Origin of the sequence: Vibrio pomeroyi, assembly GCA_041879425.1 — a bacterium.
Lineage (GTDB): Bacteria > Pseudomonadota > Gammaproteobacteria > Enterobacterales > Vibrionaceae > Vibrio > Vibrio pomeroyi_A.
In genome coordinates this window covers 2657908-2681137 of record CP090854.1, presented here as the reverse complement: position 1 = coordinate 2681137, position 23230 = coordinate 2657908, and the positions used below count along the sequence as shown (strand labels likewise).

The following is a 23230-nucleotide window of genomic DNA, read 5'->3' as shown; positions in this document are numbered from 1 at the left end:
TCTATTTTAGATAAGCGGTTTTTTGTTATGTGTCTTTTCTGAACTCTCTGGTTTGAAGCTTAACGAGAGGCTCGAATTACGCTTTCTTGAAGATAGAGCTCAGTGACAGCACGTTTTGAATACGGGTCAGAATAGCGGCTTGATCTTCTTCACTGCGTTGCTCGCCTTTGGTGTTACCCCATACAGGACCTGGCCATGCGATGTCATCTTTGAAGCGTGCAATATGGTGAATGTGCAGTTGAGGCACCATATTACCTAGCGCGCCTAGGTTTAGTTTGTCTGGTTTGAATGTGGCTTCTAGAGCTTGGCTTACCGCTTGAGACTCATGTAAGAACTGCTGTTGTTCTTTCATTGGTAAGTGGTGTAGTTCTTTTAAGTTGGCACGTTTTGGTACCAAGATAACCCAAGGTACAGCGTTGTCTTTGTGCAGAAGTGCAAGGCTAAGTGGGAATTCGCCAATAACGGTGGTGTCTTTTGCCAATTGAGGATGAAGTTCGAAGCTCATGATCTTTCCAATTAATTGTTTTACTTGAGTATAAGGTTGGAACAGAGATGTGGCTAGCGCTTCGCTCTCAATAAGCAGATTCCCTATCACGTTCGTCCCTCACTGTAGGGAATGACGGGTGGGGATAGTGACAACGAATTGGTTTGTTGGTGTTACGTGCTTTTAGGATACTCCCTATCGCGTTCGTTCCTCACTGCAGGGAGTGACGTGTTGGGGAGAGTGATAACGATTTGGTTTGCTGTTGTTACGTGCTTTTCGGATATTCCCTATCACGTTCGCCCCTCACTGTAGGGAGTGACGGTTGGGAAAGTGATAACGAATTGGTTTGCTGTGGTTACGCATTTTTGGGAGATTCCCGGTCACGTTCGTCCTTCACTGCAGGGAATGACGGGGGAGGAGAGTGATGGTGCATCATTGATGCTGTCTTGGATTCACGACTCCCATTCCCGTCATCTCCTAGAGCGACGAAGGAGCGTAATAGGAGATCTCTTGTTGAGGATGTTGGTGGGTAACAGAACGTGCTAAGTAAACGTAACCGCCAGATAAAACAAAAGGTTGACGCTTTCACGTCAACCTTTCTAATTATCTCGAATCTCGAATCTCGAATCTCGAATCTCGAATCTCGAATCTCGAATCTCGAATCGCTTACATACGCTCTAGAGTATCGATGCCTAGAAGCGATAGACCTTGCTTGATTGTCTTCGCAGTTAGTGCAGCAAGCTTCAGACGGCTCTGTTTAACAGTTTCATCTTCAGCAACTAGGATAGGGCATGCTTCGTAGAAGCTAGAGAATTGACCTGCTAGTTCGAATAGGTAGCTACACATGATGTGTGGTTGACCTTCACGAGCAACAGACTGTACCGCTTCTTCAAATTGTAGAAGTTTCGCGATAAGTGCTTTCTCTTTCTCTTCAGTGATTTTGATTTCACCTTCAAGAGAGTCCATAGAAACGCCAGCTTTAGCGAATACAGAAGCAACACGAGTGTACGCGTACTGCATGTACGGTGCTGTGTTACCTTCAAACGCAAGCATGTTGTCCCAATCGAACACGTAGTCAGTAGTACGGTGCTTAGAAAGGTCTGCGTACTTAACCGCTGCCATTGCAACTGTGTTTGCGATCGCTTTCTTCTCGTCTTCTGCTAGTTCAGGGTTCTTAGATTCGATCAGCTGTGCTGCACGAACTTCTGCTTCATCAAGAAGGTCAGCAAGACGAACCGTACCACCTGCACGAGTCTTGAATGGCTTACCGTCTTTACCTAGCATCATGCCGAATGCGTGGTGCTCAAGAGAAACAGATTCTGGGATGTAACCTGCTTTACGAACGATAGTCCAAGCTTGCATTAGGTGCTGGTGTTGACGTGAGTCGATGAAGTAAAGAACGCGGTCTGCGCCTAGTTCTTCAAAACGGTATTTTGCACAAGCAATGTCGGTTGTTGTGTAAAGGAAGCCGCCGTCACGTTTCTGGATGATAACGCCCATTGGGTCACCATCTTTGTTTTTGTATTCGTCTAGGAATACAACTTGTGCGCCGTCATCTTCTTTAGCAAGACCTTGCTCTTTCAGATCCGCAACGATAGTTGGCAGCATGTGGTTGTACATGCTTTCGCCCATTACGTCATCACGCGTTAGAGACACGTTTAGACGATCGTAGTTGCGTTGGTTTTGAATCATTGTAACGTCAACAAGCTTCTTCCACATTTCTGCGCAGAACTCGTCGCCGCTTTGCAGTTTAACAACGTAGCCACGTGCTTTAACTGCGAACTCTTCGTCTTCATCGTAAAGCTTTTTAGATTCACGGTAGAAGCCTTCAAGGTCAGCAAGTTCCATTGAAACTTCACCAGATTCAGCCTGAACGCGCTCAAGGTTTGCGATAAGCATACCGAATTGAGTACCCCAGTCGCCGATGTGGTTAGCACGGATAACGTTGTGGCCTAGGAATTCTAGAGTACGAACAACTGCATCACCGATGATCGTTGAACGTAGGTGGCCAACGTGCATTTCTTTAGCAACGTTTGGCGCAGAGTAATCCGCAACAATAGTTTGCGTTTCAGCAACGGCAACACCAAGGCGAGAGTCAGCCAATGCTGCGTCTGCTTGTTTTGCTAGGAAAGCTTCATCTAGGAAGATGTTTAGGAAACCCGGACCTGCGATTTCAACTTTAGACGCGATACCGTCTAGGTTTAGAACGTCCAATACTTTTTGAGCAAATTCTCGTGGGTTAGTGCCTAGTCGTTTAGCAACGCCCATAACGCCGTTTGCTTGGTAGTCACCAAACTGTGGTTTTGCAGATTGACGAACAGCAGCAGGAGAGCCTGCAGGTGCGCCAGCGGCTTCTAGAGCCTGAGATACTTTGTCATTAATAAGTGCTTGGATATTCACACGCGTTTCCTTCAATTCAAGGATGATAAGAGTGGCCGTTAATTCTTGGTCATTAAATTGGTTAATTATGCTTCTAGTTAACGATTTAATGCCAAAATCAGCAGCAGACTCTGTTTAAGTTCACAGAAATGGCGGTAATCATACCAATTTTGTGCGGTTTCTTATAGGTCGAATTGATAGAAAATTAACATTTCCTCAGGGGTTTTTGACAAACAACTTTTGCCAAGCCGAGTTTGAATGTTTAAGGAGTCGAATGAGCATACTTATTGAGTATATTTTGCCAAAGCAACGCTTGTTGAAGAAAGCAAAACTGATAACATGCTGCCATAAATTGGAGAACACAGACAATGACGATGAGCCTCAAGCAAGCCGAACTCGAACCACAACAAATGATTGCCCGCCTTGATACGTTTATGGCGAAAATTGAGAACCTAGGAAATACGCTGGGTTTGGATTTAAGCTTTGCTGAAGCGGATCATATTGCACTAAGAATCAATGAAACTGAGCTGGCGAAATCTGCGCACCAAGCATGGTCTGAGTACGGTTCTACGATTTCAGAGGCGATGATCAACGGTCGTCCAATTGTGGTGATTGCTTTTGATGAACCACTGCAAAGCCTTGGTTGGAAGATTGAATACTTAGAGTTGCCATACCCGGCAGAAGGCAAGATTTACCCGAGCCAAGATTGGGAACACGTTGAGTTCGTGATTCCTTCTCATGCACAAACGGCTGATGAATATTTAGCGGATCTTAAAGAGACTTACCCAGAGTTCGCGGTTAAGTTCGACTCTTTAGCGGAGCAAGGTATTAAGATCAAACTCTCTAGTCCGAAAGGCGAGGGTGAACGTTTGAATAACCCAACGGTTGCATTTAAACATCAAGGGGTTTGCATCAAGCTGCACCCACATTCATTGAAGAAGATTGTGGAGTCAGAGCAGGCTTAGTCGAGAGTTAACAAGAAAGAGATTCCTGATCTCGCTTAGGCTCGTCGGAATGACGGATACGAATTGGACTTGTGCCATGCTGTCACTCGGTTTAGCCGACGTTTTTCGAGTTGTAGCTTTTGTGGATTAGAAAACACGTCATTCCCGATAGCGACGAAGGAGCGTGGTCGGGAATCTCATAAAGCTAGTCTTATCATCAGATACAAAAAACGCGCAATGGGTTAACCCTATTGCGCGTTTTTTATTGGGTGCTAACTGTAAGTCGGCTTTACATAAGCAACTTACAGAATCACAGTCTTGTTGCCGTAAACAAACACGTGATCGTTGATCACCTTGTTTAGCGCTTTACTTAGAACATTCTTCTCTACGTCACGACCCGCTTGCGCCATGTCTTTCGCGCTGAAGTTATGATCCACTGGAATAACGTCTTGCTTAATGATTGGGCCTTCATCGAGATCGTTTGTCACGAAGTGCGCCGTTGCGCCAATGATTTTTACGCCGCGCTCATAAGCCTGCTGGTATGGCTTAGCACCAATGAATGCAGGCAAGAAGCTGTGGTGGATGTTGATGATCTTGTGGTTGTACTTTTCAACAAACCCCGGAGTCAGCACTCGCATGTACTTAGCCAAAACAAGGTAATCAGCCTCGTATTGGTCAATCACTTCTAGCATTTTCTGCTCATGCTCTTCACGGTTCATACCTTCGTGTGAAACATGGTGATAAGGAATATCAAAACGCTCGGTTAGGCTTTGTAGAATGTCATAGTTGCCAACAACGGCTGCGATTTCCACGTCTAAACTGCCATCGAAATTCTTCATTAGAATGTCGCCAAGGCAGTGCGCTTCTTTGGTCACAAGAATCACAACACGTTTGCGAGAAGAGCTCATTAGCTTACGTTTCGCATTCTCTGGCAGCGCTTGGTCTAAATCGGCTAGCAAGGTTTCGTCATTGAAGTAACCCTCTAGCTCCGTGCGCATAAAGAAGTGACCGCTGGTGTTATCTACGAACTCATTGTTGTGCACAATATTGAGTTGGTGTTTGTAACAAATGTTGGTGATCTTCGAGATGAGGCCTGGGGCATCAGTACAATGTGTTAGTAAAGTTTTTCTTTCCATTTGCATCTTACTTCCATGAAATATTTTTATTCTTTAAATTAAATGCAGGCCGTCGAACGGTGAACTGAGCCGCAATATCACCGTTATAATTAATCTATTATCAAGTTGGTTTCAACAAATTCTGCTGCTCATTTATCGCTTTGATAAATTGTTTGATGTGGAAATATCAGTTTTTAGATAGGAAAACAGGCAGAAGCTTCATTTTTAAAGTTTTGACCGTAGTACGCATTTGAACTTCAACCGAGGCATTTACGCCTTGGCCAAAAATAGAGGTGATACTTATGGATAAAGAGTTACTAGCAAAAAAACTGTACTGCAAGCGAGTGAATTCATTGGCGGGTGGTACGGAGTTAGATGGTAATGTTTTAGATGAAATGTGGGAAAGTAAAACCTCACCAACTGATGCTGCGAAAGCCATGCAGCCTTGCGAGAACCAATTTGAAGGCGCCCCTTGGTTGTCGCGTTACCTCAGCCGTAAATAAAACCCTTTCTTTGATTTCTGTTCCTTTCTCTTTTCAGGACGCTCAGACCAAATCAAACTAAACCAAACACCTCCGGTGCGAAGTCATTCTTGATTCGCGCCGGCTCACTAAACCTGCCATAATTCGCCTTCACTTTTTCTAAACTTCGTACTCTATGATATCTAAAACGTTTTCTGCTGATGGCGCTCTGGGCAAAGCAATCCCTGGGTTTCAACCAAGACAAGCTCAGTTAGACATGGCTGAAGCGGTTTCACAAGCTATTGAAAAACAAAGCCAATTGGTTGTTGAAGCGGGTACAGGTACCGGTAAGACGTTTGCTTACTTAGTGCCTGCGCTGCTTAGTGGCAAGAAAACCATCATTAGTACGGGGTCTAAAAACCTTCAAGAACAGCTGTTTCATCGCGATTTACCGCTAATGGTCGATGCGCTTGGCTTTTATGGTCAGGTTGCGTTACTCAAAGGACGTTCTAACTATTTGTGTTTGGATAGGCTGAGTCGCCAAATGATCGAGAGTCATGGCACTCACACCGATCCCACATTGCTAGCACAATTGGTGAAAGTTCGTAGTTGGTCGTCTGCGACACAAACGGGTGATTTAGGTGATTGTGATGATATTGCAGAAGACAGCCCAATTATTCCTACGATTACTTCTACCAACGACAACTGCTTAGGTAAAGAGTGTCCAAGCTATACCGATTGCTTTGTGCTTAAAGCGCGTAAAAAAGCGATGGATTCCGATGTGGTTGTCGTAAACCACCACCTGTTCCTAGCCGATTTAGCGATCAAAGAAACTGGATTTGGTGAGCTAATCCCAGAAGCCGACGTGTTTATCTTCGATGAAGCGCATCAGCTTCCCGATATTGCCAGCCAATACTTTGGTCAGTCTGTGTCGAGCCGACAGATTAATGAGCTCGCTAAAGACATCGAAATCGCCTACCGAACTGAAGCAAAAGACATGCGACAGTTACAAAAGGTGGGTGATAGGCTCGTTCAGTCTGCCGCCGATTTACGCATTGTATTGGGCGATACTGGCTTTCGTGGTAACTGGCGTGAGGCATTAAAATCTGAGTCGATTGCACGAGAACTTGTTCGCCTACAAGATGCGCTGCAACTGGCCGTCGATGTATTGAAATTAGCCTTGGGTCGAAGCCAACTGTTAGACACGGCTTTTGAACGTGCAAACATGATTAAGTCACGCATTGAACGTGTGTGCGATGTGTCGATTACGGGATACTCTTATTGGTATGACACCACGCCAAGGCAATTCGCTTTGCACATCACACCACTGTCGGTAGCGGATAAATTCCACGAGCAAATCGAACTTAAACCGGGCGCTTGGGTATTTACCTCAGCAACCTTGGCGGTGTCGGATGATTTCGACCACTTTACTTCGCGACTTGGCTTAAAGCCGTCGGCTCAGTTTTCACTGCCGAGCCCATTTGATTATCCGAATCAGGCACGTTTATGTGTGCCTCGCTATCTTCCAGAACCGAATAGCCCGGGTTTGGCCGATAAGCTGGTTCGAATGCTGACACCTGTGATCGAGCAAAACCAAGGCCGCTGTTTCTTCTTGTGTACTTCCCACAGCATGATGAAAGAGTTGGGCGAGCGATTCCGAGAAACCCTCACGGTTCCCGTTCTATTGCAAGGTGAGACAAGTAAGCAAAAAACCTTAACCGAGTTCATGGAATTGGGTAACGCATTGCTCGTAGCGACAGGCGCTTTCTGGGAAGGGATAGATGTTAGGGGCGATGCATTAAGCTGTGTTATCATCGATAAATTGCCCTTTACGGCCCCTGATGACCCTTTACTTAAGGCTCGAATCGAGGACTGTAAGCTAAAAGGGGGTGATCCTTTTGCACAAGTACAGTTGCCAGACGCGGTGATTACCTTGAAGCAAGGTGTCGGCCGATTGATACGTGATAAGCGCGATAATGGCGCTTTGATTATTTGCGATAACCGATTGGTGACTCGCGATTACGGTGGCATATTTTTGGCGAGTTTACCGCCTATCCCTCGTACACGTGACTTAGGGGTCATTAAAGAATTCTTAGCTAAAGACCATTCAACCGCTGCCGAATAACTGGCATTGTTGAGTTTAGCCATTATTTCTAGATTAGATAACGAATATTTGAGACACAAATGAGCGCGAAAATTCTTGCAGTAGATACCGCAACTGAAAACTGTTCAGTTGCATTAGTAATTGGTGACCAGGTGTTCGCACGTAGCGAAGAGGCTCCTCGAGACCATACGAAAAAAATTCTACCTATGGTTGATGAAGTACTGAAAGAAGCGAATGTCGCTTTAACCGATATCGATGCTATCGCGTTTGGTCAAGGTCCAGGCAGTTTCACGGGCGTACGTATTGGTATTGGTATTGCTCAGGGCTTGGCTTTTGGTGCGGATTTACCAATGATTGGTGTCTCTACACTGGCAGCGATGGCGCAAGGCAGCTACCGTAAATTTGGTGAAACTCACGTAGCAACAGCGATTGATGCACGTATGAGTGAAGTGTACTGGGCTCGTTATAGCCGTGAAGAAGACGGTCGTTGGACTGCGGTTGATGCTGAGTGTGTTACACCACCAAGCGAATTGGCTGCGCAGCTTGAAGCGGACTCAGAAACATGGGCAAAAGTCGGTACAGGTTGGGAAGCGTACGCAGAACATATGGATACGCTAGCGATCAACACCAAAGGGTGTGAAGTGCTATTCCCAGAAGCGCAAGATATGGCGTTCCTTGCTCAATTTGCTTACGCAGAAGGTAAAGCGGTTGCTGCTGAAGAGTCTGAACCAGTTTATCTTCGTGATAAAGTGACTTGGAAGAAACTGCCAGGTCGCGAATAATTTTTACAAGGTTCTGATGCAAATCAGATCTAAATGCGTATTATTTAGATTTGAGAGGGCAGATATTTAGTCATGGTATCAATTAACAACTTACCTCCTTCTTCGATAGGCAGCACGTCTAAGCCTAATCGAATCAAAAAGAAGGAGCAGGCAAAAAAATCTGATGCTAGCACTGCGGTTGGACAACCAACTAAGGTGGCTAATGCTGTTTCCCACTCTATTCGTCAAGTTAAAGAGTCTGAACTTCATAAGGCTCAAATCCAGTATGATCTTCCAGAAGGCCGAGGACGTAGGGCTATGGAAGAGTATATGGATGTAATGAATCAGGCGAAGAAAGAAGAACTTGCAAAGCTTATCGGTGTCGATATCTACATCTAGAGCTTGTTATTAATGCCTGTTTAAGGACCAGAACCATGTCAAATTACTTATATAAAATTCGCTTAATTGCCCTTTCTCTTGGTATCTTGGTGCTTGCAGGGTGTTCATCACTACCTAGCGAACTCGAAGCAAAATCAGAGCCTGTTATTAGCGATTATCAACAATGGGTCGACCAACTGCCGGATGCCAAAAGCGTTCGATTAGGTGGTGTAATATCTAAAGTAACCAACTTAAAAGATAAGACTCGAATCGAAGTCGCTAATATGCCGATTTCTAGTAACGGTAAGCCAGATCTAGACGCAGAGCCAAGCGGACGTTTTGTCGGTTATATTGAAGGCTATGTTGAGCCTCTAAGCTTTGCAGAAGGTCGCCTGATTACTTTGGTTGGTCAATCAAGCGGAAGTGAAGATGGAAAAATAGGGGAATACCCTTACACCTTCCCTGTGATGCAAGTGGACAACCAAAGACTGTGGAACATTACGGAGCGTGTCGTTGTAAACGATTTTGCACCAACCTACTACTCATGCAGAAGCTTACATTGCCGCAGTTTCCAAACGATGCCAAGACAAGGTCGAGTGATACAGGACGTAGAGTAGCTCACTTTGCTGGCTCTTGATTACTAGAGGTTGATTACGCAACCAGATGGAATTAGATGCTTGATGATTGAAAAGTCATACTCTCTTGCGAGCGGGAAGCTTGCAACACAGCAGATAGGTAACCCAGAAACGACCGCTACGACGGTCGTTTTTATTCATGGGTGGTTAGATAACTCCGCGAGTTTCTCTTCTGTTCTCTCTAATCTCGAAACGCTTTCACCCAACTCTCACTTGGTTGCGATTGATCTCTTTGGTCATGGCTTTTCGTCGCATAAGTCTGGCAGTTACTACCCGTTTCACGACTATATTGATGATTTGCACCAGTTGGTGACTAAATTATCGCCAAACAGACTGGTACTGGTAGGACATTCACTTGGTGCATTGATCGCAAGTTGCTATAGTGCCGCCTTTCCTGAAAAGGTGTCAGGATTAATTCAAATTGAAGGTCACGGACCTCTTTCAGAAGCTCCCCAAGAAACAGTTTCTCGCTTGAGAGATGGGGTACTCAGTCGTCTTCGACAGCGAAGAAAGCCTTCACGTCCTCTGGCAAGTCTTGAGGATGCTATTAAGCTGAGAGCTCACGCCAATCAAATCAATGCTGAATTAATTGCTCCTATAGTAGAGCGAGGAATTGTCGAGTTAGATAACTCTTGGCAATGGCGATGCGACCCTAACCTAAAATGTGACTCGTTATATCGAATGTCACAGGCGCACGCTGAAGCGATTATGGCGGCTATTGAATGCCCTCAATTAATAGTTTTAGGAAATGATGGATTCCGACATTTGCAGCATAATCGCTACAAATCAGCCCATAGTCCTCTAAATATAGAGACTGTTCCTGGCGGACATCATTGCCATTTAGAGAGTCCAGAGTTAGTTTCTGAGCTAATTCTTGGTGTAGTTAACAAAATTTAAACAAGTGTTTGAGCCTTTTAGTGCTCATGCACTAAAGCTGTGCTGTAATACCGCAATGATAAAAAGCGGCGAAACAGTCGTCAGCTGATAAACGAGGAGTAACATAGTGGATAAACCTTGGCTTTCACGTTATCCAAGTGACGTACCAGAGACGATCAACCCAGATCAGTACCCATCTCTTGTTGAAATGTTTGAACAGTCGGTACAGAAGTACGCAGACCAACCAGCATTCGAGAACATGGGCTCAATAATGACGTTCCGTAAGCTTGAAGAGCGCAGCCGTGCTTTTGCCGCTTACCTGCAGAATGATTTGAAACTGAAGAAAGGCGATCGCGTTGCACTGATGATGCCAAACCTGCTGCAATACCCAATTGCACTTTTTGGTGTACTGCGTGCTGGTATGATTGCAGTGAACGTCAACCCACTGTACACACCTCGTGAACTTGAACATCAACTGAACGATTCTGGTGCAAAGGCGATTGTTATCGTATCTAACTTTGCTAGCACGCTAGAGAAAGTCGTTGATAACACGCCAGTTAAACACGTTGTACTCACCAGCCTAGGGCAAATGCTGCCACGCGCTAAAGGTACAATTGTCGACTTCGTAGTGAAATACGTAAAAGGTATGGTACCTAAGTACGATCTACCGGGCGCTATCTCATTCAGAAAAGCACTTCACAAAGGCCGTCGTCTTCAGTATGTGAAACCGTTCATGGCGGGTGATGACATTGCTTTCCTACAGTACACGGGTGGTACTACGGGTGTCGCTAAAGGCGCAATCCTAACGCACCGCAATATGATCGCGAACGTACTTCAAGCGAAAGGGGCATACGGTCCTGTTCTGCAAGAAGGCCGTGAGCTGGTGGTAACGGCACTGCCGCTTTACCACGTATTCGCACTGACCGTAAACTGTTTACTGTTTGTTGAAATGGGTGGTCGCAACCTTCTTATCACCAACCCTCGTGATATTCCTGGCTTCATTAAAGAGCTGCAAAAGGTGCCGTTTACCGCGATTACTGGCGTAAACACTCTATTCAATGCACTTGTGAATAACGAAGATTTCCACGAGTTGGATTTCAGTAACCTGCGCCTATCGGTTGGCGGTGGCATGGCGGTTCAACGCTCTGTTGCTGAGCAATGGAAGAAAGCGACAGGCATCCACTTGCTGGAAGGCTATGGCTTAACCGAGTGTTCACCACTGGTAACGGGTAACCCATACGACCTTAAAGATTACACGGGCGCTATTGGCCTGCCTGTACCATCAACAGAAGTTCGTATTGTTGATGATGAAGGCGAAGTCGTTGCCAATGACCAAGTGGGCGAGTTGCAAGTTCGTGGTCCTCAAGTGATGCAAGGCTACTGGCAGCGTCCAGAAGCGACCAAAGAAGTGATCGACCAAGACGGTTGGCTATCTACGGGTGACATCGTTAAGTTTGATGATGAAGGCTTACTGCACATTGTTGACCGTAAGAAAGACATGATTCTTGTGTCTGGCTTTAACGTTTACCCGAATGAGATTGAAGATGTAGTGGCACTACACGGCAAAGTGCTCGAAGTAGCGGCTATCGGTCAACCTCATGAAGTGTCAGGTGAATTGGTTAAGATCTACGTCGTGAAGCGCGATCCTAGCCTAACCAAAGAAGACATTATCGCGCACTGTCGTGAACACCTAACGGGTTACAAGATCCCTAAACTGGTTGAATTCAGAGAAGATCTTCCAAAGACCAACGTAGGTAAGATCTTACGTCGTGTGCTTCGTGAAGAGAACGATGCTGAATTGGCTAAACGCGCGAGCGAATAATCAGCGAGTTTATGGGTAACCACTACTCGAGAAACCATAGCACGAGAAACTATTGAGGCGCTTAATCTAAGCGAGCGCTGAAAAATGGTGTTAGAATGCCGACAGTTAATGTCGGCATTTTTGTATCCGGCGATCAAATAGAAACCAGTGAGAGTTTTTGTGGATTATCAAATCATTACCCAATTGAAAGACCTTGAGCGAGTTTGCCAACAAGCACGTGAAGCCGATGTCGTTATGCTTGATACGGAGTTCGTTCGTACCAGAACCTATTACCCTCAATTAGGCTTGATTCAGTTATTTGATGGTGAAACTCTGTCACTGATTGACCCTATTGCTCTTGGCGAAATGACACCATTTGTTGGATTGTTGAAAGACGCTTCAGTATTGAAAGTGCTGCATGCGTGCGGTGAAGATTTGGAAGTGTTCCAGAACGCATTTGGCTGCACACCAACACCAATGGTGGATACGCAAATCATGGCGGCTTTCTTAGGTCATGGTTTATCAACGGGCTTTGCTGCTCTGGTTTCAGAGTTTGTTGGTGTTGATCTCGATAAGAGTGAATCGCGCACTGATTGGCTGGCTCGTCCGCTTTCTCAAAAGCAATTGGACTACGCAGCGGCAGATGTGCACTACCTAATGCCAATGTACAACAAGCTTCTTGAAAAAGTGATGGAAGCAGGCTGGTGGGAAGCGGCTCAACAAGAGTCTGACCTACAAGTTGCTAAACGTATTCGTAAAGCAAACCCAGACAATGCTTACCTTGATATCAAAGGTGCATGGCAGCTCAAACCTAAACAGTTAGCTATCTTAAGACCGTTAGCGACTTGGCGTCTAAAAGAAGCAATTAAGCGTGATTTAGCGCTGAACTTTGTCTTCAAAGAACAAGACCTATGGGCTGTGGCTCGATTCGCAATGAAAGATCCTAAGCACATGGAACAGGAAGGTTTTGATTACCGTTCTGTACGTCGCCATGGTGCGAAGATCAGCTCAATCGTGAAATTGGCTGAGCACACGCCAGAAGAAGAGTACCCAGCACCAGTAGAACGTCTAATGGACTTCCCGGGTTACAAGCAAATCTTCAAAGTGTTGAAAGATGAAGTGAAAACAGCATCACAACACAGTGGCCTAGCGACCGAATTTTTGGCATCGAAAAAGCAACTTAACCAAGTGTTAAGCTGGGTTTGGAAACACCAACGTAACCCTGAAAAGCTACCTGATGTCATGCAAGGTTGGCGTTTAGATGTGGTTGGCGAGAAGCTGAATAAAGCGATTAAGTAACCTATTATCGCGATAAAGGTTAGTCAGTTTCAGATATAAAATGCAGACACAAAAAAGAGAGCCTAGGCTCTCTTTTTTATTGGCTCCTCAAAACCACCGCCTAGGGCGGTGGTGATTGTTCCTTGAGGCTATAGCCTGAAGAAGTGCCCATGTTAGAAGTAACCTCTTATTCACCACAAGTAAGAGGAAACAACCACATGGGCGATTACAGAAGTTCATCACATGTCTATTGGCGTTGCAAATACCATATAGTTTGGACTCCAAAGTACAGATATAAGATTTTGAAAGATAAGGTAGGAAAGGAGCTTTATCGTTCAATCTATATTTTGTGCAATATGAAAGACTGCGAAGTTTTAGAATTAAACGTTCAACCAGATCATGTTCATCTTGTTGTCATTATTCCTCCCAAGTTATCAGTATCGAGTTTGTTAGGAGTTTTAAAAGGCCGAACAGCAATTCGACTTTTCAATAGATTCCCACATATACGTAAGAAATTATGGGGAAATCACTTTTGGGCTAGAGGGTATTTTGTAGATACGGTCGGTGTGAATGAAGAAGTCATTCGGCGATATGTACGACACCAAGATAAGCAGGACATAGAGTATGAACAACAATTACAGTTATTGAAGAACTGATAGCGCGGACGCCCCCTTTTAGGGGGTTATAAAGCAAAACCGCCTTCTAAGAAGGCGGATATTTTTTTAAATCTGCTTACTACTTACAAGATAGTGAAGACTACTTATCGTCTTCTGGTAGCTTAACGTTCAACTCTAATACAGAGATGTCGTCATCTTTGTGTTCGAAAGTAAGATCAACCATTGATGGATCCACTTCAACGTACTTTGCAATACACTTCAAGATGTCTTCTTTCAGTTGCGGCAAGTACGATGGAGCAGGGTCGTCATGACTGCGGCGCTCAGCAACAATGATCTGCAAACGCTCTTTGGCTAGGTTTGCGGTCGTCTTTTTCTGTGGTCTGAAAAACTCTAGTAATGACATTGCGTATTAGCCCCCGAACAGTCTTTTGAAGATGCCTTTCTTCTGTTCCGTTAAGAAACGGAAGTCCACTTGGCTACCTAGTAGTCGCTCTACAGTATCATTGTAAGCCATACCTGCGTCGGTTGCTTCGTCAAAGATAACTGGAACACCTTTGTTCGATGCGTTCAGTACCGCTTGGCTTTCTGGAATCACGCCCAGTAGAGAGATGTGTAGGATCTCTTCAACGTCTTCAACACTCAGCATCTCACCTTGAGTTACACGTGCTGGGTTGTAGCGAGTCAGTAGAAGGTGAGTTTTCACTGGCTCTAAACCGTCTTCAGAACGACGAGATTTAGAGTCAAGAATACCTAGAATACGGTCTGAGTCGCGTACAGAAGAGACTTCAGGGTTAGTCGTTACAATCGCTTCATCAGCAAAGTACAACGCCATTAGAGCGCCTTGCTCGATACCCGCAGGAGAATCACAGATGATGAAATCAAAGCCCATTTCATCCAGTTCATCAAATACGCGACGAACACCATCTTTGGTTAGTGCGTCTTTATCACGAGTTTGAGACGCAGGAAGAATGAACAGGTTTTCTGTGCGCTTGTCTTTGATCATCGCTTGGTTCAGCGTAGCTTCACCATTGATAACGTTAACGAAATCGTAAACAACACGACGCTCACAACCCATGATTAAATCTAGGTTACGCAGACCGATATCAAAGTCGATAACTGCGGTTTTCTTCCCTTTTAAAGCCAGACCTGAGGCAATAGCTGCACTAGAGGTCGTTTTGCCTACCCCGCCTTTACCTGACGTTACAACGATAATGCGTGCCATTATTTTTTCCTTTTATTTCTCTTATATTGCGAGGACGTCAACGTGTAATACATCGTTTGCCATACTGAACATGGTTTTCTTCTGCCAGTACTCGCTTTCAATTTGATCGCTGAGCCAGTAATTTCCTGCAATAGAAACCAGCTCGGCTTGTAAATCATTACAAATTATTTTTGCTTCAGTTTGACCACTTGCACCTGCAATTGCGCGGCCGCGTAATGTGCCATGAATATGGATGCTGCCATCGGCAATCACTTCTGCGCCTGCACTCACATGGCTGAGTATCAATAGATCGCCATCTTTCGCATAAACCTGCTGACCAGAACGAATAGGGGTTCGAACCACCTTAATCGGTGCCATCTTAGCGGGTACTTGCGATGGAGACTTACTTGCCGTCATGACTGCAAAGCCTGCTTCTTTCGCTAGATTTTGCATACGCTTATCAGAGCAGCCAGCCACGCCAACCGGGATCATACCCGCTTGAGAGATACCATTTTTCAGTTGCACAAAATCGATATCGCCTGCGACTTTACTGATGTTGATAACAACAGGCGCAGCAGCGAAAAACGTGGGTGCTTGGTCTACCTTCTCCTGAAGAAAAGACACTGCATTTTCGACTTGATCATCGGATAAGTGCAAAACAGATAGCGTAAAGCTGCTACCTTTTAGATCTGGGTTACTAGACATCGAAAAACTACAGGACCTCAATAGCGAATTGGTACAATTTCTTTATCAATAAAATAAAGGGCATTGCCTGAAACTAGGTTTATCATGTTATATTCCCAAACCAAGCACAGCAAGTAATCTTGTTGTCAAATGGACGTTTTGTTCCCAATATTTCCCTAACATAAACTATTGATCTCGCAAGTGAGAGTTTTGTAGTCATAATCAATTAAAAGGTTTGTCATGCTGTGTTCTATATATAAAAGCTCAAAGAAAGAAGGAACATACCTTTATATCCCTAAGAAGGATGATTTTTCACAAGTTCCTGACGCATTGATGCAAATGTTTGGTAAACCTAGTTTTGTAATGGTAATTAAAATGGATGGCCGTAAACTGGCTCAAGTGAACATCGAAAAAGTGAAAGAATCACTGAATACCGATGGTTTCTTTTTGCAGGTTCCGCCACCACCAGTTAACGAACTTGAGCTTCATAAAGAGCGTAAAGCTCAACAGAAATCTCAAGACGAAGAGTGATAGCCACCTCAATTCAAGGAGGAGTGATCGTTGAGTAAATTTTCGAAAACCATATTGGCTGTGTCAGCATTACTATTGGGTAATAGCCTGACCATTAGCTCAGTACACGCTGAAGAATTGAGCTTCGAACAATATGTAGAAAAACTAAAGCAACAAGGCCGTGAAGAAGGCGTTTCTGAAGCGATCATTGATGAAGCCTTTGATGGTGTAACGTTTAAGCCAAGAGCGGTGAAAGCCGACAAAAACCAACCTGAGAAAAAGCTGACTCTGGATGAATACATCCCACGAGCAGTACCAGATTGGAAAGTGAAGCAAGCCCGCTCTCTTTATAAGAAGCATTACACAGCGCTAAAGCGTATTGGTGATGAATATGGTGTTCAACCAAGATTCATTGTCGCGCTATGGGGCGTTGAGAGTAACTTTGGTAAGTTCACCGGTAACTACAGTGTTATCGATGCGCTAACGACCATGGCTTACGAAGGGCGCAGAGAAGCATTTTTCCGTAGCGAAGCAATGGCGGCGTTGAAGATTCTTGATCAAGGCCATATAGCACCAAAAGAGATGAAAGGCTCTTGGGCGGGTGCGATGGGCCAGCCTCAGTTTATGCCAAGCTCATTCTTAGCGTTTGCCGCTGATGGTAATGGCGACGGTAAGAAAGATATCTGGGGCACTGAAGAAGATGTGTTTGCTTCGGCAGCCAATTACCTTAGCCAATCAGGTTGGGATGATAAGTACACTTGGGGCCGTCAGGTTCACGTACCGTCAACCGTGTCTATTGATTTGCAAGGCCGAACTGAAGACAAAGCGAAGTACTTAAAAGAGTGGTCTGAACTCGGTATTAAGCGCTACGACGATCGCCCACTGCCGACACTTGATGAAGACATTAAAGCTTGGTTGATTATGCCGGATGACGAAGCGGGTCGTTCGTACCTCATTTACAACAACTACAATGTGTTAATGAAGTGGAATCGTTCTTACTACTTTGCTTTGGCAGTTAGCCACCTAGCAGACAGAATTAAGTTTGATTAATCGACCTAATTTGATTAATAGATTTAGCTTGCTTTGATAGCAATTGGCCTACCATAGGCAGAACGAACTAAAGGACTCTTCGGAGTCCTTTTTAGTTTATATTTCAGAGATTTAAGAAGGTGGCCTCGTGCTAACAGATAGAGCTGCACAGATGGTGATATTCCATGCGTTAATTAAGTATGAAGGCTTTACCAGTGCTGCAAAAAGCTTGAACGTTTCGGTGTCTCACATCAGTAAGCAAGTTGCTTTGCTTGAAGACTCAATCGGCATCAAGTTGGTACAACGAACCACACGTAGCCTAACGCTGACCGAAGCCGGAGAAGTGTTCTATCAGCACTGTGAACAGCTGTTCAACACGGTAAAAGCGGCTCAAATGGATATGGACAGCCAGCGTGATGACATTTCTGGAATATTGCGTGTTGGGTTGTCACAGTCATTTGGCACTTTACATATCATTCCTGCGATTGATCAGCTCAGACAGCTTTATCCTCAGCTTAGAATCGAGGTTCACTTGTTCGATTACAAAGTGGATATGATTGAAGAGCGATTGGATCTCTGGATCACCAATAACGAAGATTTGCCCGAAGGTTACATTGCGCAGCGATTAGCGGACAGCCAATTTGTGGTGGCAGCATCGCCGGATTATCTGATTAAAGCGGGGACTCCACATGTGCCTTCTGATCTCATTGACCATAACTGCCTTATCTATCGCAGCCGTGAACGAGATTACACATCTTGGGCGTTTGATAATGGCCAAGAGAATCTTAGCGTTAAAGTAGCGGGTGATTACTCGGTGGATTTAGCTGAGGCAGTGCGAGACGCAGCCGTATCAGGATGGGGCGTGGCTTACTTAGCAACTTACCTAGTAAAAGAAGAGTTTAGAACGGGCAAATTAATCCAAGTTTTGCCGGAATGGCGAGCTAGCCAATTAATGCCATTTTATGCTGTGTATCCGAGTCGAAAGAACATGCCGAAGAAGCTTTCTGCGGTGATTGAGTTCATCAAAGATCATATCGGATCGCCGACATACTGGGATGAAAACCTGAAAACTTGCGTTGAACTGCATCGTTAACTGTTTCCAAATCTATAAATATAATTTCTATATGGAAAAAGTATGGTTTTTAATCAAACTTAATTATTAAAATTCAATAACTTAATTTATATCATTACTTAAAGGTGATTACCCCAACATCACGTTAACAACCGCCACTTGCCGCAAACGATTTCCTCTATAGAATGCGTCGCCTTTCCTATCTACAACTTTTAGGTTGACGCACATGGCTTCGCTACTTGGAATTATCACTATTTTAGTTGCCGCTTGGTTACTATCTACGGACAGAAAAAATATTCCACTAAGAACAGTCTCTTTGGCTTTCTTATTACAAATCTCATTCGCGCTGTTGGTTCTATATGTACCAATGGGTAAAGAAGCGTTGAATGCAGCCACAGGTGCGGTATCTAGCTTGATCAACTACGGTCAAGAAGGGATTCACTTCCTATTTGGTGGCCTTACGAATAACGGTTTCGTTTTCGCGATTAACGTTCTGGGCATCATTATCTTTTTCTCTGCACTGATCTCGGGTTTGTACCACATCGGCTTTATGCCAAAGGTGATCAACCTTATCGGTGGCGCGCTGCAGAAGTTCTTGGGCACAGGCCGTGCAGAATCATTGTCTGCAACAGCGAACATCTTTGTGGGCATGATTGAAGCACCATTGGTAGTTAAACCTTACTTGAAGCACATGACAGATTCACAACTGTTTGCTGTGATGGTGTGTGGTTTGGCTTCTGTTGCTGGTGGTACTCTTGTCGGTTATGCATCGCTAGGTGTTGATCTAAACTACCTGATCGCAGCGGCATTCATGTCTGCACCTGCTGGTCTATTGATGGCTAAGATCTTAGTACCAGGTAGCGCAGATGACGCTCAAGAAAATATTGAGTCTGATGTTGAAATTCCACGAGCAACAAACGTAGTTGAGGCAATGGCAGATGGGGCTATGTCTGGACTTCGTATTGCCGTTGCGGTGGGTGCGACACTTCTAGCCTTTATCAGTGTGATTGCAATGCTGAATGGCTTATTAGGTATTGTTGGTGGCTGGTTTGGCGTAAACCTAAGCTTCGAGCTAATCCTAGGTTATGTGTTCGCACCCGTTGCATGGCTGATTGGTGTGCCATGGTCTGAGGCTGTGGTTGCAGGCTCACTGATAGGTAACAAGATTGTCGTGAACGAGTTCGTGGCCTTCATCCAGCTAATGGATGCTAAAGAAGCGCTAAGTGAACACTCACAAGCGATCGTTACCTTCGCACTGTGTGGCTTCGCTAACATCTCAACAATGGCGATTCTGATTGGTGGTTTGGGCAGCTTGGTACCAGAGCGTCGCTCTTTCATCTCACAATACGGCTTTAAAGCAATTTGTGCAGGTGTGTTTGCTAACCTAATGAGTGCAGCGATTGCTGGTGTGGTACTTTCTCTGTAGTTAGATGATAAGTACCGAGTGGATGAGTCAGTCACTTTATTTCCCCATAGTAAAGTAACTGATTAATCACAATAATATTCGGTTAGCACGAAAAAGAGAGCCTATAGTTTAATGACGTAGGCTTTCTTGTTTCAGCAAATAGGTTTGTATCACAGGGTGTGGTACAAATTTTTAGGGGCACAAATGGATTTGTCGATTACTTCTTCTTTGGCGTTAATTGGACTCTTGTCGTTAGCTTGTCAGCTACTCGGCTGGCGTTTGCGTCTTCCCGCGATTCTCCCTCTTCTCATCGTTGGTCTGTTGTTAGGCCCCGGTTTAAATATCCTTAATCCCGATGTTATTTTCGGTGATGTTCTATTTCCGCTGATTTCATTAGGTGTTGCCATCATTCTGTTTGAAGGCGCATTGACCCTGAACTTTAAGGAAATTAGAGGCCACGGCCGGATGGTGACTCACCTCGTGAGTTTCGGCATGTTGATTACATGGGCATGCATTGTTGTCGGTGCTTACTATTTTGTGGATTTCAGCTGGCCGTTAGCCGCACTGTTTGGTGCCTTGGTGGTGGTGACCGGGCCGACAGTGATTGTCCCTATGCTTCGCAGTATTCAGCCTAAGTCTTCTCTAGGCAGTATCTTGCGATGGGAGGGGATAGTGATTGATCCCATTGGCGCTCTGTTTGCGGTACTGGTTTATGAATACATAGTCTCCTCTGCCGACCCGACAGGGCATGTACTTTCAGCTCTGGGGCTAACCTTAGCCATTGGTTTAGGCTTAGGGATCATTGGTGGCCATTTGATTGCCAAGATGCTGCAAGGGCATTGGGTGCCTCACTATTTACGTAATGTGGCGGTGCTGACCCTAATGTTGGCGGCGTTCTCGTTTTCTAATGACTTGAGTGAAGAGTCGGGCTTGCTAACCGTGACCATCATGGGGATCTGGCTTGCCAATGTGAAAGGCTTGGATATCGAAGACATCATCGAATTCAAAGAAACCCTGACCGTATTACTCATTTCTGCGTTGTTTATTTTGCTAGCCAGTCGACTCGATTCGGGGACTTTCCTCTCGATAGGTTGGGGCGGTATTGGTTTATTAGCGGTGGTTATGCTGGTGGCTCGCCCGTTAAGTGTGTGGATCAGCGGGATCGGCACGGATCTTACCTCGGCAGATAAATGGTTTTTGAGTTGGATGGCACCTCGTGGGATCGTTGCGGCCGCGGTTTCTTCTCTGTTCGCGATTAAACTGCAAGAAAAGCAATTGATTGAGGGGGCAGATCTGCTCGTGCCAATGGTGTTCTTAGTCATTATTGGTACGGTTGTGATTCAGAGCTTAACCGCGAGCTGGTGGGCGAGAAGGTTAGGTGTGACTCAAGAGAAAGCGCAAGGGGTGCTCTTCTTTGGCGCAACTCACTTCGCAAGACAGTTTGCCAAGGTGCTAGCGACTCACAATATCAATAGTATGCTTGCCGATACAAACTGGGAGAGCATTCGTTTGGCGAGGATGGATAATTTGAATGTCTATTTTGGCAACCCAGCCTCAAGCCATGCCGAAAATAACCTGGAATTGGACGGGATAGGGCGTGCGATGATCGTCTCGCCTTATCGTCAAACCAACCCGTTAGTCAGCATGCATTACCAAGACGAGTTTGGTGCCAATAAGGTGTTTGAGCTTGAATCGTCAGGGACTAAGCATGAAAGGCATCAAGTGAGTCGCGATGGTAATCGAAGTTTGTTTTCGGAAGGGATTACCTACTCCAAGCTTAATTCGTTAATGGCACAAGGCAGTCAAATTAAGAGCACAGGTTTAACCGAGGCATTTGACCTTAATGAGTTTAATACTCTGTACCCGAAAGCGATTCTACTGGGTGTGATTACTAACGGTGACTTTCGCTTAATTACACAAGGTTCTGAACTGGAAAAACTGATATCAACGGAGTGTGAGATCATCAGTTTGTTGCCACCGTCAGACCAGACAGAAAAAGTTGAGACTCCAGACAAATAGCGAGTCCTCTTTATCAAAAGCGATTAGTTTTGTATCTAAAACGAATCGCTTGATATCAAAAAAGACGCAACGTTCTTCACGTTGCGGCTTTCCATTTATACTGTCATTCGCAGATTTGTCGTTCGCAGATTACTTAGAGTGAAATTGCTCACAAGCGATCATGGTGTTTTCGATTAGGCTCGCAACCGTCATTGGACCAACACCACCTGGTACTGGCGTGATGAAGCTTGCGCTTTCTTTCGCGACATCGTATTCAACGTCGCCCACAAGCTTGCCAGATTCTAAACGGTTGATACCAACATCGACCACAACGGCACCTTTCTTAATCCAAGCACCCGGAATGAAGTTAGGCTTACCAACGGCAACCACAACAACGTCTGCTTGACGCACGTGGTCTTCAAGGTCTTTGGTAAAACGGTGACACGTCGTTGTTGTACAACCCGCTAGAAGCAATTCTAGGGTCATTGGACGACCTACGATGTTTGATGCGCCAACAACAACCGCGTGCTTACCACGTAAGTCGATGTTGTAACGGTCAAGCAGCGTGATGATGCCTTTTGGTGTACAAGAGCGAAGCTTAGGCATACGCTGAGCCAAACGGCCAACATTGTATGGGTGGAAGCCATCAACGTCTTTCTCTGGCGTGATGCGCTCAAGAACGTGAGTGCTATCAATTCCTGCTGGTAGAGGCAGTTGAACCAGAATACCGTCAATCTCTGGATCTTGGTTCAGTTGGTCTACTAATGTTAACAGTTCATCTTCTGTCGCAGTGGCTGGCAAATCGTAAGATTTAGATACGAAGCCAACTTCTTCACACGCTTTACGCTTACTTCCAACGTAAACCTGAGAAGCAGGGTCTTCACCCACTAAAACAACCGCTAGGCCCGGAGCGCGTAATCCAGCTTCAGTACGAGCTTTTACACGTGCAGCAACTTCAGAGCGAACCGTTTGAGAAATTAGCTTTCCATCAATATTTTGAGCAGTCATGAATTTCCTTAGTATTGATATTCAAGTTAGTGGCTGATGTTTTTGGCGCATTATTCCAGAAAATCTTTTTGATTACCATCAAGCAAACGTTTGCTTTGGTCTATTTTCCAACACTTATATGTTTGTTGCCCTTTTTTTACTCACTTAGATCAGAATGTTACATAAAGCCGTTGCTTTACTGATTCGAATTCGTATAATTCGTTCCTGTAGCGCGCCCTTAGCTCAGCTGGATAGAGCACGTCCCTTCTAAGGATGTGGTCGAAGGTTCTTATATTAGGTTAATTCTGGTGTAATGAACTGGCAAGTTTGCAAAGCGGTCGTGATACCAAGTTTGGTGCAATGAAGGCCAAACGAAAAACAATTTGAATTTCGTTTTTTAACTAGTTATAGTTTAAGAACTAAATAATGCGCCCTTAGCTCAGCTGGATAGAGCACGTCCCTTCTAATTGGCTAGTTTATACTAGCATTCAGGTTGGGCCTCTTTTTGGAA

At 45.0% G+C, this 23230-nt stretch carries 22 protein-coding genes; 15 read left to right on the top strand and 7 right to left on the bottom strand.

Annotated features, from left to right (window positions below; translation table 11 throughout):
* Nucleotides 1-76: 76 nt before the first annotated feature.
* Together L0992_11645 and argS are read right to left on the bottom strand one after the other, a co-directional pair.
* On the bottom strand, nucleotides 77-505 hold the full coding sequence (locus tag L0992_11645; protein XGB66366.1) for an HIT domain-containing protein: 429 nt from the start codon (nucleotides 503-505) through the stop codon (nucleotides 77-79).
* A gap of 645 nt (nucleotides 506-1150) precedes the next feature.
* On the bottom strand, nucleotides 1151-2884 hold the full coding sequence (gene argS / locus L0992_11640) for an arginine--tRNA ligase (protein ID XGB66365.1): 1734 nt from the start codon (nucleotides 2882-2884) through the stop codon (nucleotides 1151-1153).
* Nucleotides 2885-3231: 347 nt separating this feature from the next.
* Between argS and L0992_11635 the strand changes: the two genes are divergently transcribed.
* Nucleotides 3232-3828 carry a VOC family protein gene (locus L0992_11635; protein XGB66364.1) on the top strand — a complete coding sequence of 199 codons (597 nt, stop codon included), beginning with the start codon at nucleotides 3232-3234 and terminating at the stop codon, nucleotides 3826-3828.
* Nucleotides 3829-4109: 281 nt separating this feature from the next.
* Here L0992_11635 and purU read toward each other — a convergent pair whose 3' ends face one another.
* Nucleotides 4110-4943 (bottom strand): formyltetrahydrofolate deformylase, encoded by an 834-nt coding sequence (gene purU / locus L0992_11630; protein XGB66363.1) that lies wholly within the window; start codon nucleotides 4941-4943, stop codon nucleotides 4110-4112.
* Between the two features lie 281 nt (nucleotides 4944-5224).
* Here purU and L0992_11625 point away from each other — a divergent pair, with 281 nt between their 5' ends.
* The 9 genes from L0992_11625 to tnpA all read left to right on the top strand — a co-directional run bounded on the left by L0992_11625 (nucleotide 5225) and on the right by tnpA (nucleotide 13872).
* Nucleotides 5225-5425, top strand: a complete 201-nt coding sequence (locus L0992_11625) for a hypothetical protein (GenBank protein XGB66362.1) — start codon at nucleotides 5225-5227, stop codon at nucleotides 5423-5425.
* A 154-nt stretch (nucleotides 5426-5579) separates the two neighbouring features.
* Entirely contained in the window at nucleotides 5580-7508 is a 1929-nt protein-coding gene (locus L0992_11620; GenBank protein ID XGB66361.1) for an ATP-dependent DNA helicase, read from the top strand.
* A 59-nt stretch (nucleotides 7509-7567) separates the two neighbouring features.
* Nucleotides 7568-8269: a tRNA (adenosine(37)-N6)-threonylcarbamoyltransferase complex dimerization subunit type 1 TsaB gene (tsaB, locus tag L0992_11615; protein XGB66360.1), complete on the top strand. Its 702-nt coding sequence runs from the start codon at nucleotides 7568-7570 to the stop codon at nucleotides 8267-8269.
* A gap of 72 nt (nucleotides 8270-8341) precedes the next feature.
* On the top strand, nucleotides 8342-8647 hold the full coding sequence (locus L0992_11610; GenBank protein ID XGB66359.1) for a chromosome partitioning protein ParA: 306 nt from the start codon (nucleotides 8342-8344) through the stop codon (nucleotides 8645-8647).
* Nucleotides 8648-8682: 35 nt separating this feature from the next.
* A complete protein-coding gene (locus L0992_11605; GenBank protein XGB66358.1) occupies nucleotides 8683-9243 on the top strand; it encodes a Slp family lipoprotein in 561 nt (186 codons plus the stop codon).
* A gap of 63 nt (nucleotides 9244-9306) precedes the next feature.
* A complete protein-coding gene (locus tag L0992_11600) occupies nucleotides 9307-10158 on the top strand; it encodes an alpha/beta hydrolase (GenBank protein ID XGB68728.1) in 852 nt (283 codons plus the stop codon).
* A gap of 106 nt (nucleotides 10159-10264) precedes the next feature.
* Nucleotides 10265-11959 (top strand): long-chain-fatty-acid--CoA ligase FadD, encoded by a 1695-nt coding sequence (fadD, locus tag L0992_11595; GenBank protein XGB66357.1) that lies wholly within the window; start codon nucleotides 10265-10267, stop codon nucleotides 11957-11959.
* A 159-nt stretch (nucleotides 11960-12118) separates the two neighbouring features.
* Entirely contained in the window at nucleotides 12119-13237 is a 1119-nt protein-coding gene (gene rnd, locus L0992_11590; protein ID XGB66356.1) for a ribonuclease D, read from the top strand.
* A gap of 197 nt (nucleotides 13238-13434) precedes the next feature.
* Nucleotides 13435-13872 (top strand): IS200/IS605 family transposase, encoded by a 438-nt coding sequence (gene tnpA, locus L0992_11585; GenBank protein XGB68727.1) that lies wholly within the window; start codon nucleotides 13435-13437, stop codon nucleotides 13870-13872.
* A gap of 100 nt (nucleotides 13873-13972) precedes the next feature.
* Here tnpA and minE read toward each other — a convergent pair whose 3' ends face one another.
* The 3 genes from minE to minC are packed head-to-tail and all read right to left on the bottom strand — an operon-like array spanning nucleotide 13973 to nucleotide 15739.
* Nucleotides 13973-14236, bottom strand: a complete 264-nt coding sequence (gene minE, locus L0992_11580; GenBank protein ID XGB66355.1) for a cell division topological specificity factor MinE — start codon at nucleotides 14234-14236, stop codon at nucleotides 13973-13975.
* A gap of 6 nt (nucleotides 14237-14242) precedes the next feature.
* The gene (gene minD / locus L0992_11575) at nucleotides 14243-15055 is read right to left on the bottom strand and encodes a septum site-determining protein MinD (GenBank protein ID XGB66354.1); all 813 of its coding nucleotides are present in this window, start codon (nucleotides 15053-15055) and stop codon (nucleotides 14243-14245) included.
* A 21-nt stretch (nucleotides 15056-15076) separates the two neighbouring features.
* The gene (minC, locus tag L0992_11570; GenBank protein ID XGB66353.1) at nucleotides 15077-15739 is read right to left on the bottom strand and encodes a septum site-determining protein MinC; all 663 of its coding nucleotides are present in this window, start codon (nucleotides 15737-15739) and stop codon (nucleotides 15077-15079) included.
* Nucleotides 15740-15958: 219 nt separating this feature from the next.
* Here minC and L0992_11565 point away from each other — a divergent pair, with 219 nt between their 5' ends.
* From L0992_11565 to L0992_11545, 5 genes are all read left to right on the top strand, one after another.
* Nucleotides 15959-16249, top strand: a complete 291-nt coding sequence (locus L0992_11565) for a YcgL domain-containing protein (GenBank protein ID XGB66352.1) — start codon at nucleotides 15959-15961, stop codon at nucleotides 16247-16249.
* Nucleotides 16250-16279: 30 nt separating this feature from the next.
* Nucleotides 16280-17278, top strand: coding sequence for a lytic murein transglycosylase (locus tag L0992_11560; GenBank protein XGB66351.1), 999 nt, complete (start codon nucleotides 16280-16282; stop codon nucleotides 17276-17278).
* A 151-nt stretch (nucleotides 17279-17429) separates the two neighbouring features.
* The gene (locus tag L0992_11555; GenBank protein ID XGB68726.1) at nucleotides 17430-18350 is read left to right on the top strand and encodes a LysR family transcriptional regulator; all 921 of its coding nucleotides are present in this window, start codon (nucleotides 17430-17432) and stop codon (nucleotides 18348-18350) included.
* Nucleotides 18351-18555: 205 nt separating this feature from the next.
* Nucleotides 18556-19755 (top strand): NupC/NupG family nucleoside CNT transporter, encoded by a 1200-nt coding sequence (locus L0992_11550; GenBank protein ID XGB66350.1) that lies wholly within the window; start codon nucleotides 18556-18558, stop codon nucleotides 19753-19755.
* Nucleotides 19756-19938: 183 nt separating this feature from the next.
* Complete coding sequence (locus L0992_11545) at nucleotides 19939-21753, top strand: sodium:proton antiporter (GenBank protein ID XGB66349.1); 1815 nt, start codon at nucleotides 19939-19941, stop codon at nucleotides 21751-21753.
* Nucleotides 21754-21882: 129 nt separating this feature from the next.
* Here L0992_11545 and folD read toward each other — a convergent pair whose 3' ends face one another.
* On the bottom strand, nucleotides 21883-22740 hold the full coding sequence (folD, locus tag L0992_11540; protein ID XGB66348.1) for a bifunctional methylenetetrahydrofolate dehydrogenase/methenyltetrahydrofolate cyclohydrolase FolD: 858 nt from the start codon (nucleotides 22738-22740) through the stop codon (nucleotides 21883-21885).
* Nucleotides 22741-23230: the final 490 nt, after the last annotated feature.

What these genes read in the sequence shown, in the direction of transcription:
- tsaB (XGB66360.1), top strand. Translation starts at nt 7,568, where the DNA reads ATGAGCGCGAAAATTCTTGCAGTAGATACCGCAACTGAAAACTGTTCA.
- L0992_11600 (XGB68728.1), top strand. Translation starts at nt 9,307, where the DNA reads ATGATTGAAAAGTCATACTCTCTTGCGAGCGGGAAGCTTGCAACACAG.
- L0992_11605 (XGB66358.1), top strand. Translation starts at nt 8,683, where the DNA reads ATGTCAAATTACTTATATAAAATTCGCTTAATTGCCCTTTCTCTTGGT.
- folD (XGB66348.1), bottom strand. Translation starts at nt 22,740, where the DNA reads ATGACTGCTCAAAATATTGATGGAAAGCTAATTTCTCAAACGGTTCGC.
- minC (XGB66353.1), bottom strand. Translation starts at nt 15,739, where the DNA reads ATGTCTAGTAACCCAGATCTAAAAGGTAGCAGCTTTACGCTATCTGTT.
- L0992_11555 (XGB68726.1), top strand. Translation starts at nt 17,430, where the DNA reads ATGGTGATATTCCATGCGTTAATTAAGTATGAAGGCTTTACCAGTGCT.
- tnpA (XGB68727.1), top strand. Translation starts at nt 13,435, where the DNA reads ATGGGCGATTACAGAAGTTCATCACATGTCTATTGGCGTTGCAAATAC.
- minD (XGB66354.1), bottom strand. Translation starts at nt 15,055, where the DNA reads ATGGCACGCATTATCGTTGTAACGTCAGGTAAAGGCGGGGTAGGCAAA.
- L0992_11550 (XGB66350.1), top strand. Translation starts at nt 18,556, where the DNA reads ATGGCTTCGCTACTTGGAATTATCACTATTTTAGTTGCCGCTTGGTTA.
- minE (XGB66355.1), bottom strand. Translation starts at nt 14,236, where the DNA reads ATGTCATTACTAGAGTTTTTCAGACCACAGAAAAAGACGACCGCAAAC.
- L0992_11565 (XGB66352.1), top strand. Translation starts at nt 15,959, where the DNA reads ATGCTGTGTTCTATATATAAAAGCTCAAAGAAAGAAGGAACATACCTT.
- L0992_11625 (XGB66362.1), top strand. Translation starts at nt 5,225, where the DNA reads ATGGATAAAGAGTTACTAGCAAAAAAACTGTACTGCAAGCGAGTGAAT.
- L0992_11635 (XGB66364.1), top strand. Translation starts at nt 3,232, where the DNA reads ATGACGATGAGCCTCAAGCAAGCCGAACTCGAACCACAACAAATGATT.
- L0992_11545 (XGB66349.1), top strand. Translation starts at nt 19,939, where the DNA reads ATGGATTTGTCGATTACTTCTTCTTTGGCGTTAATTGGACTCTTGTCG.
- L0992_11620 (XGB66361.1), top strand. Translation starts at nt 5,580, where the DNA reads ATGATATCTAAAACGTTTTCTGCTGATGGCGCTCTGGGCAAAGCAATC.
- L0992_11645 (XGB66366.1), bottom strand. Translation starts at nt 505, where the DNA reads ATGAGCTTCGAACTTCATCCTCAATTGGCAAAAGACACCACCGTTATT.
- L0992_11610 (XGB66359.1), top strand. Translation starts at nt 8,342, where the DNA reads ATGGTATCAATTAACAACTTACCTCCTTCTTCGATAGGCAGCACGTCT.
- purU (XGB66363.1), bottom strand. Translation starts at nt 4,943, where the DNA reads ATGGAAAGAAAAACTTTACTAACACATTGTACTGATGCCCCAGGCCTC.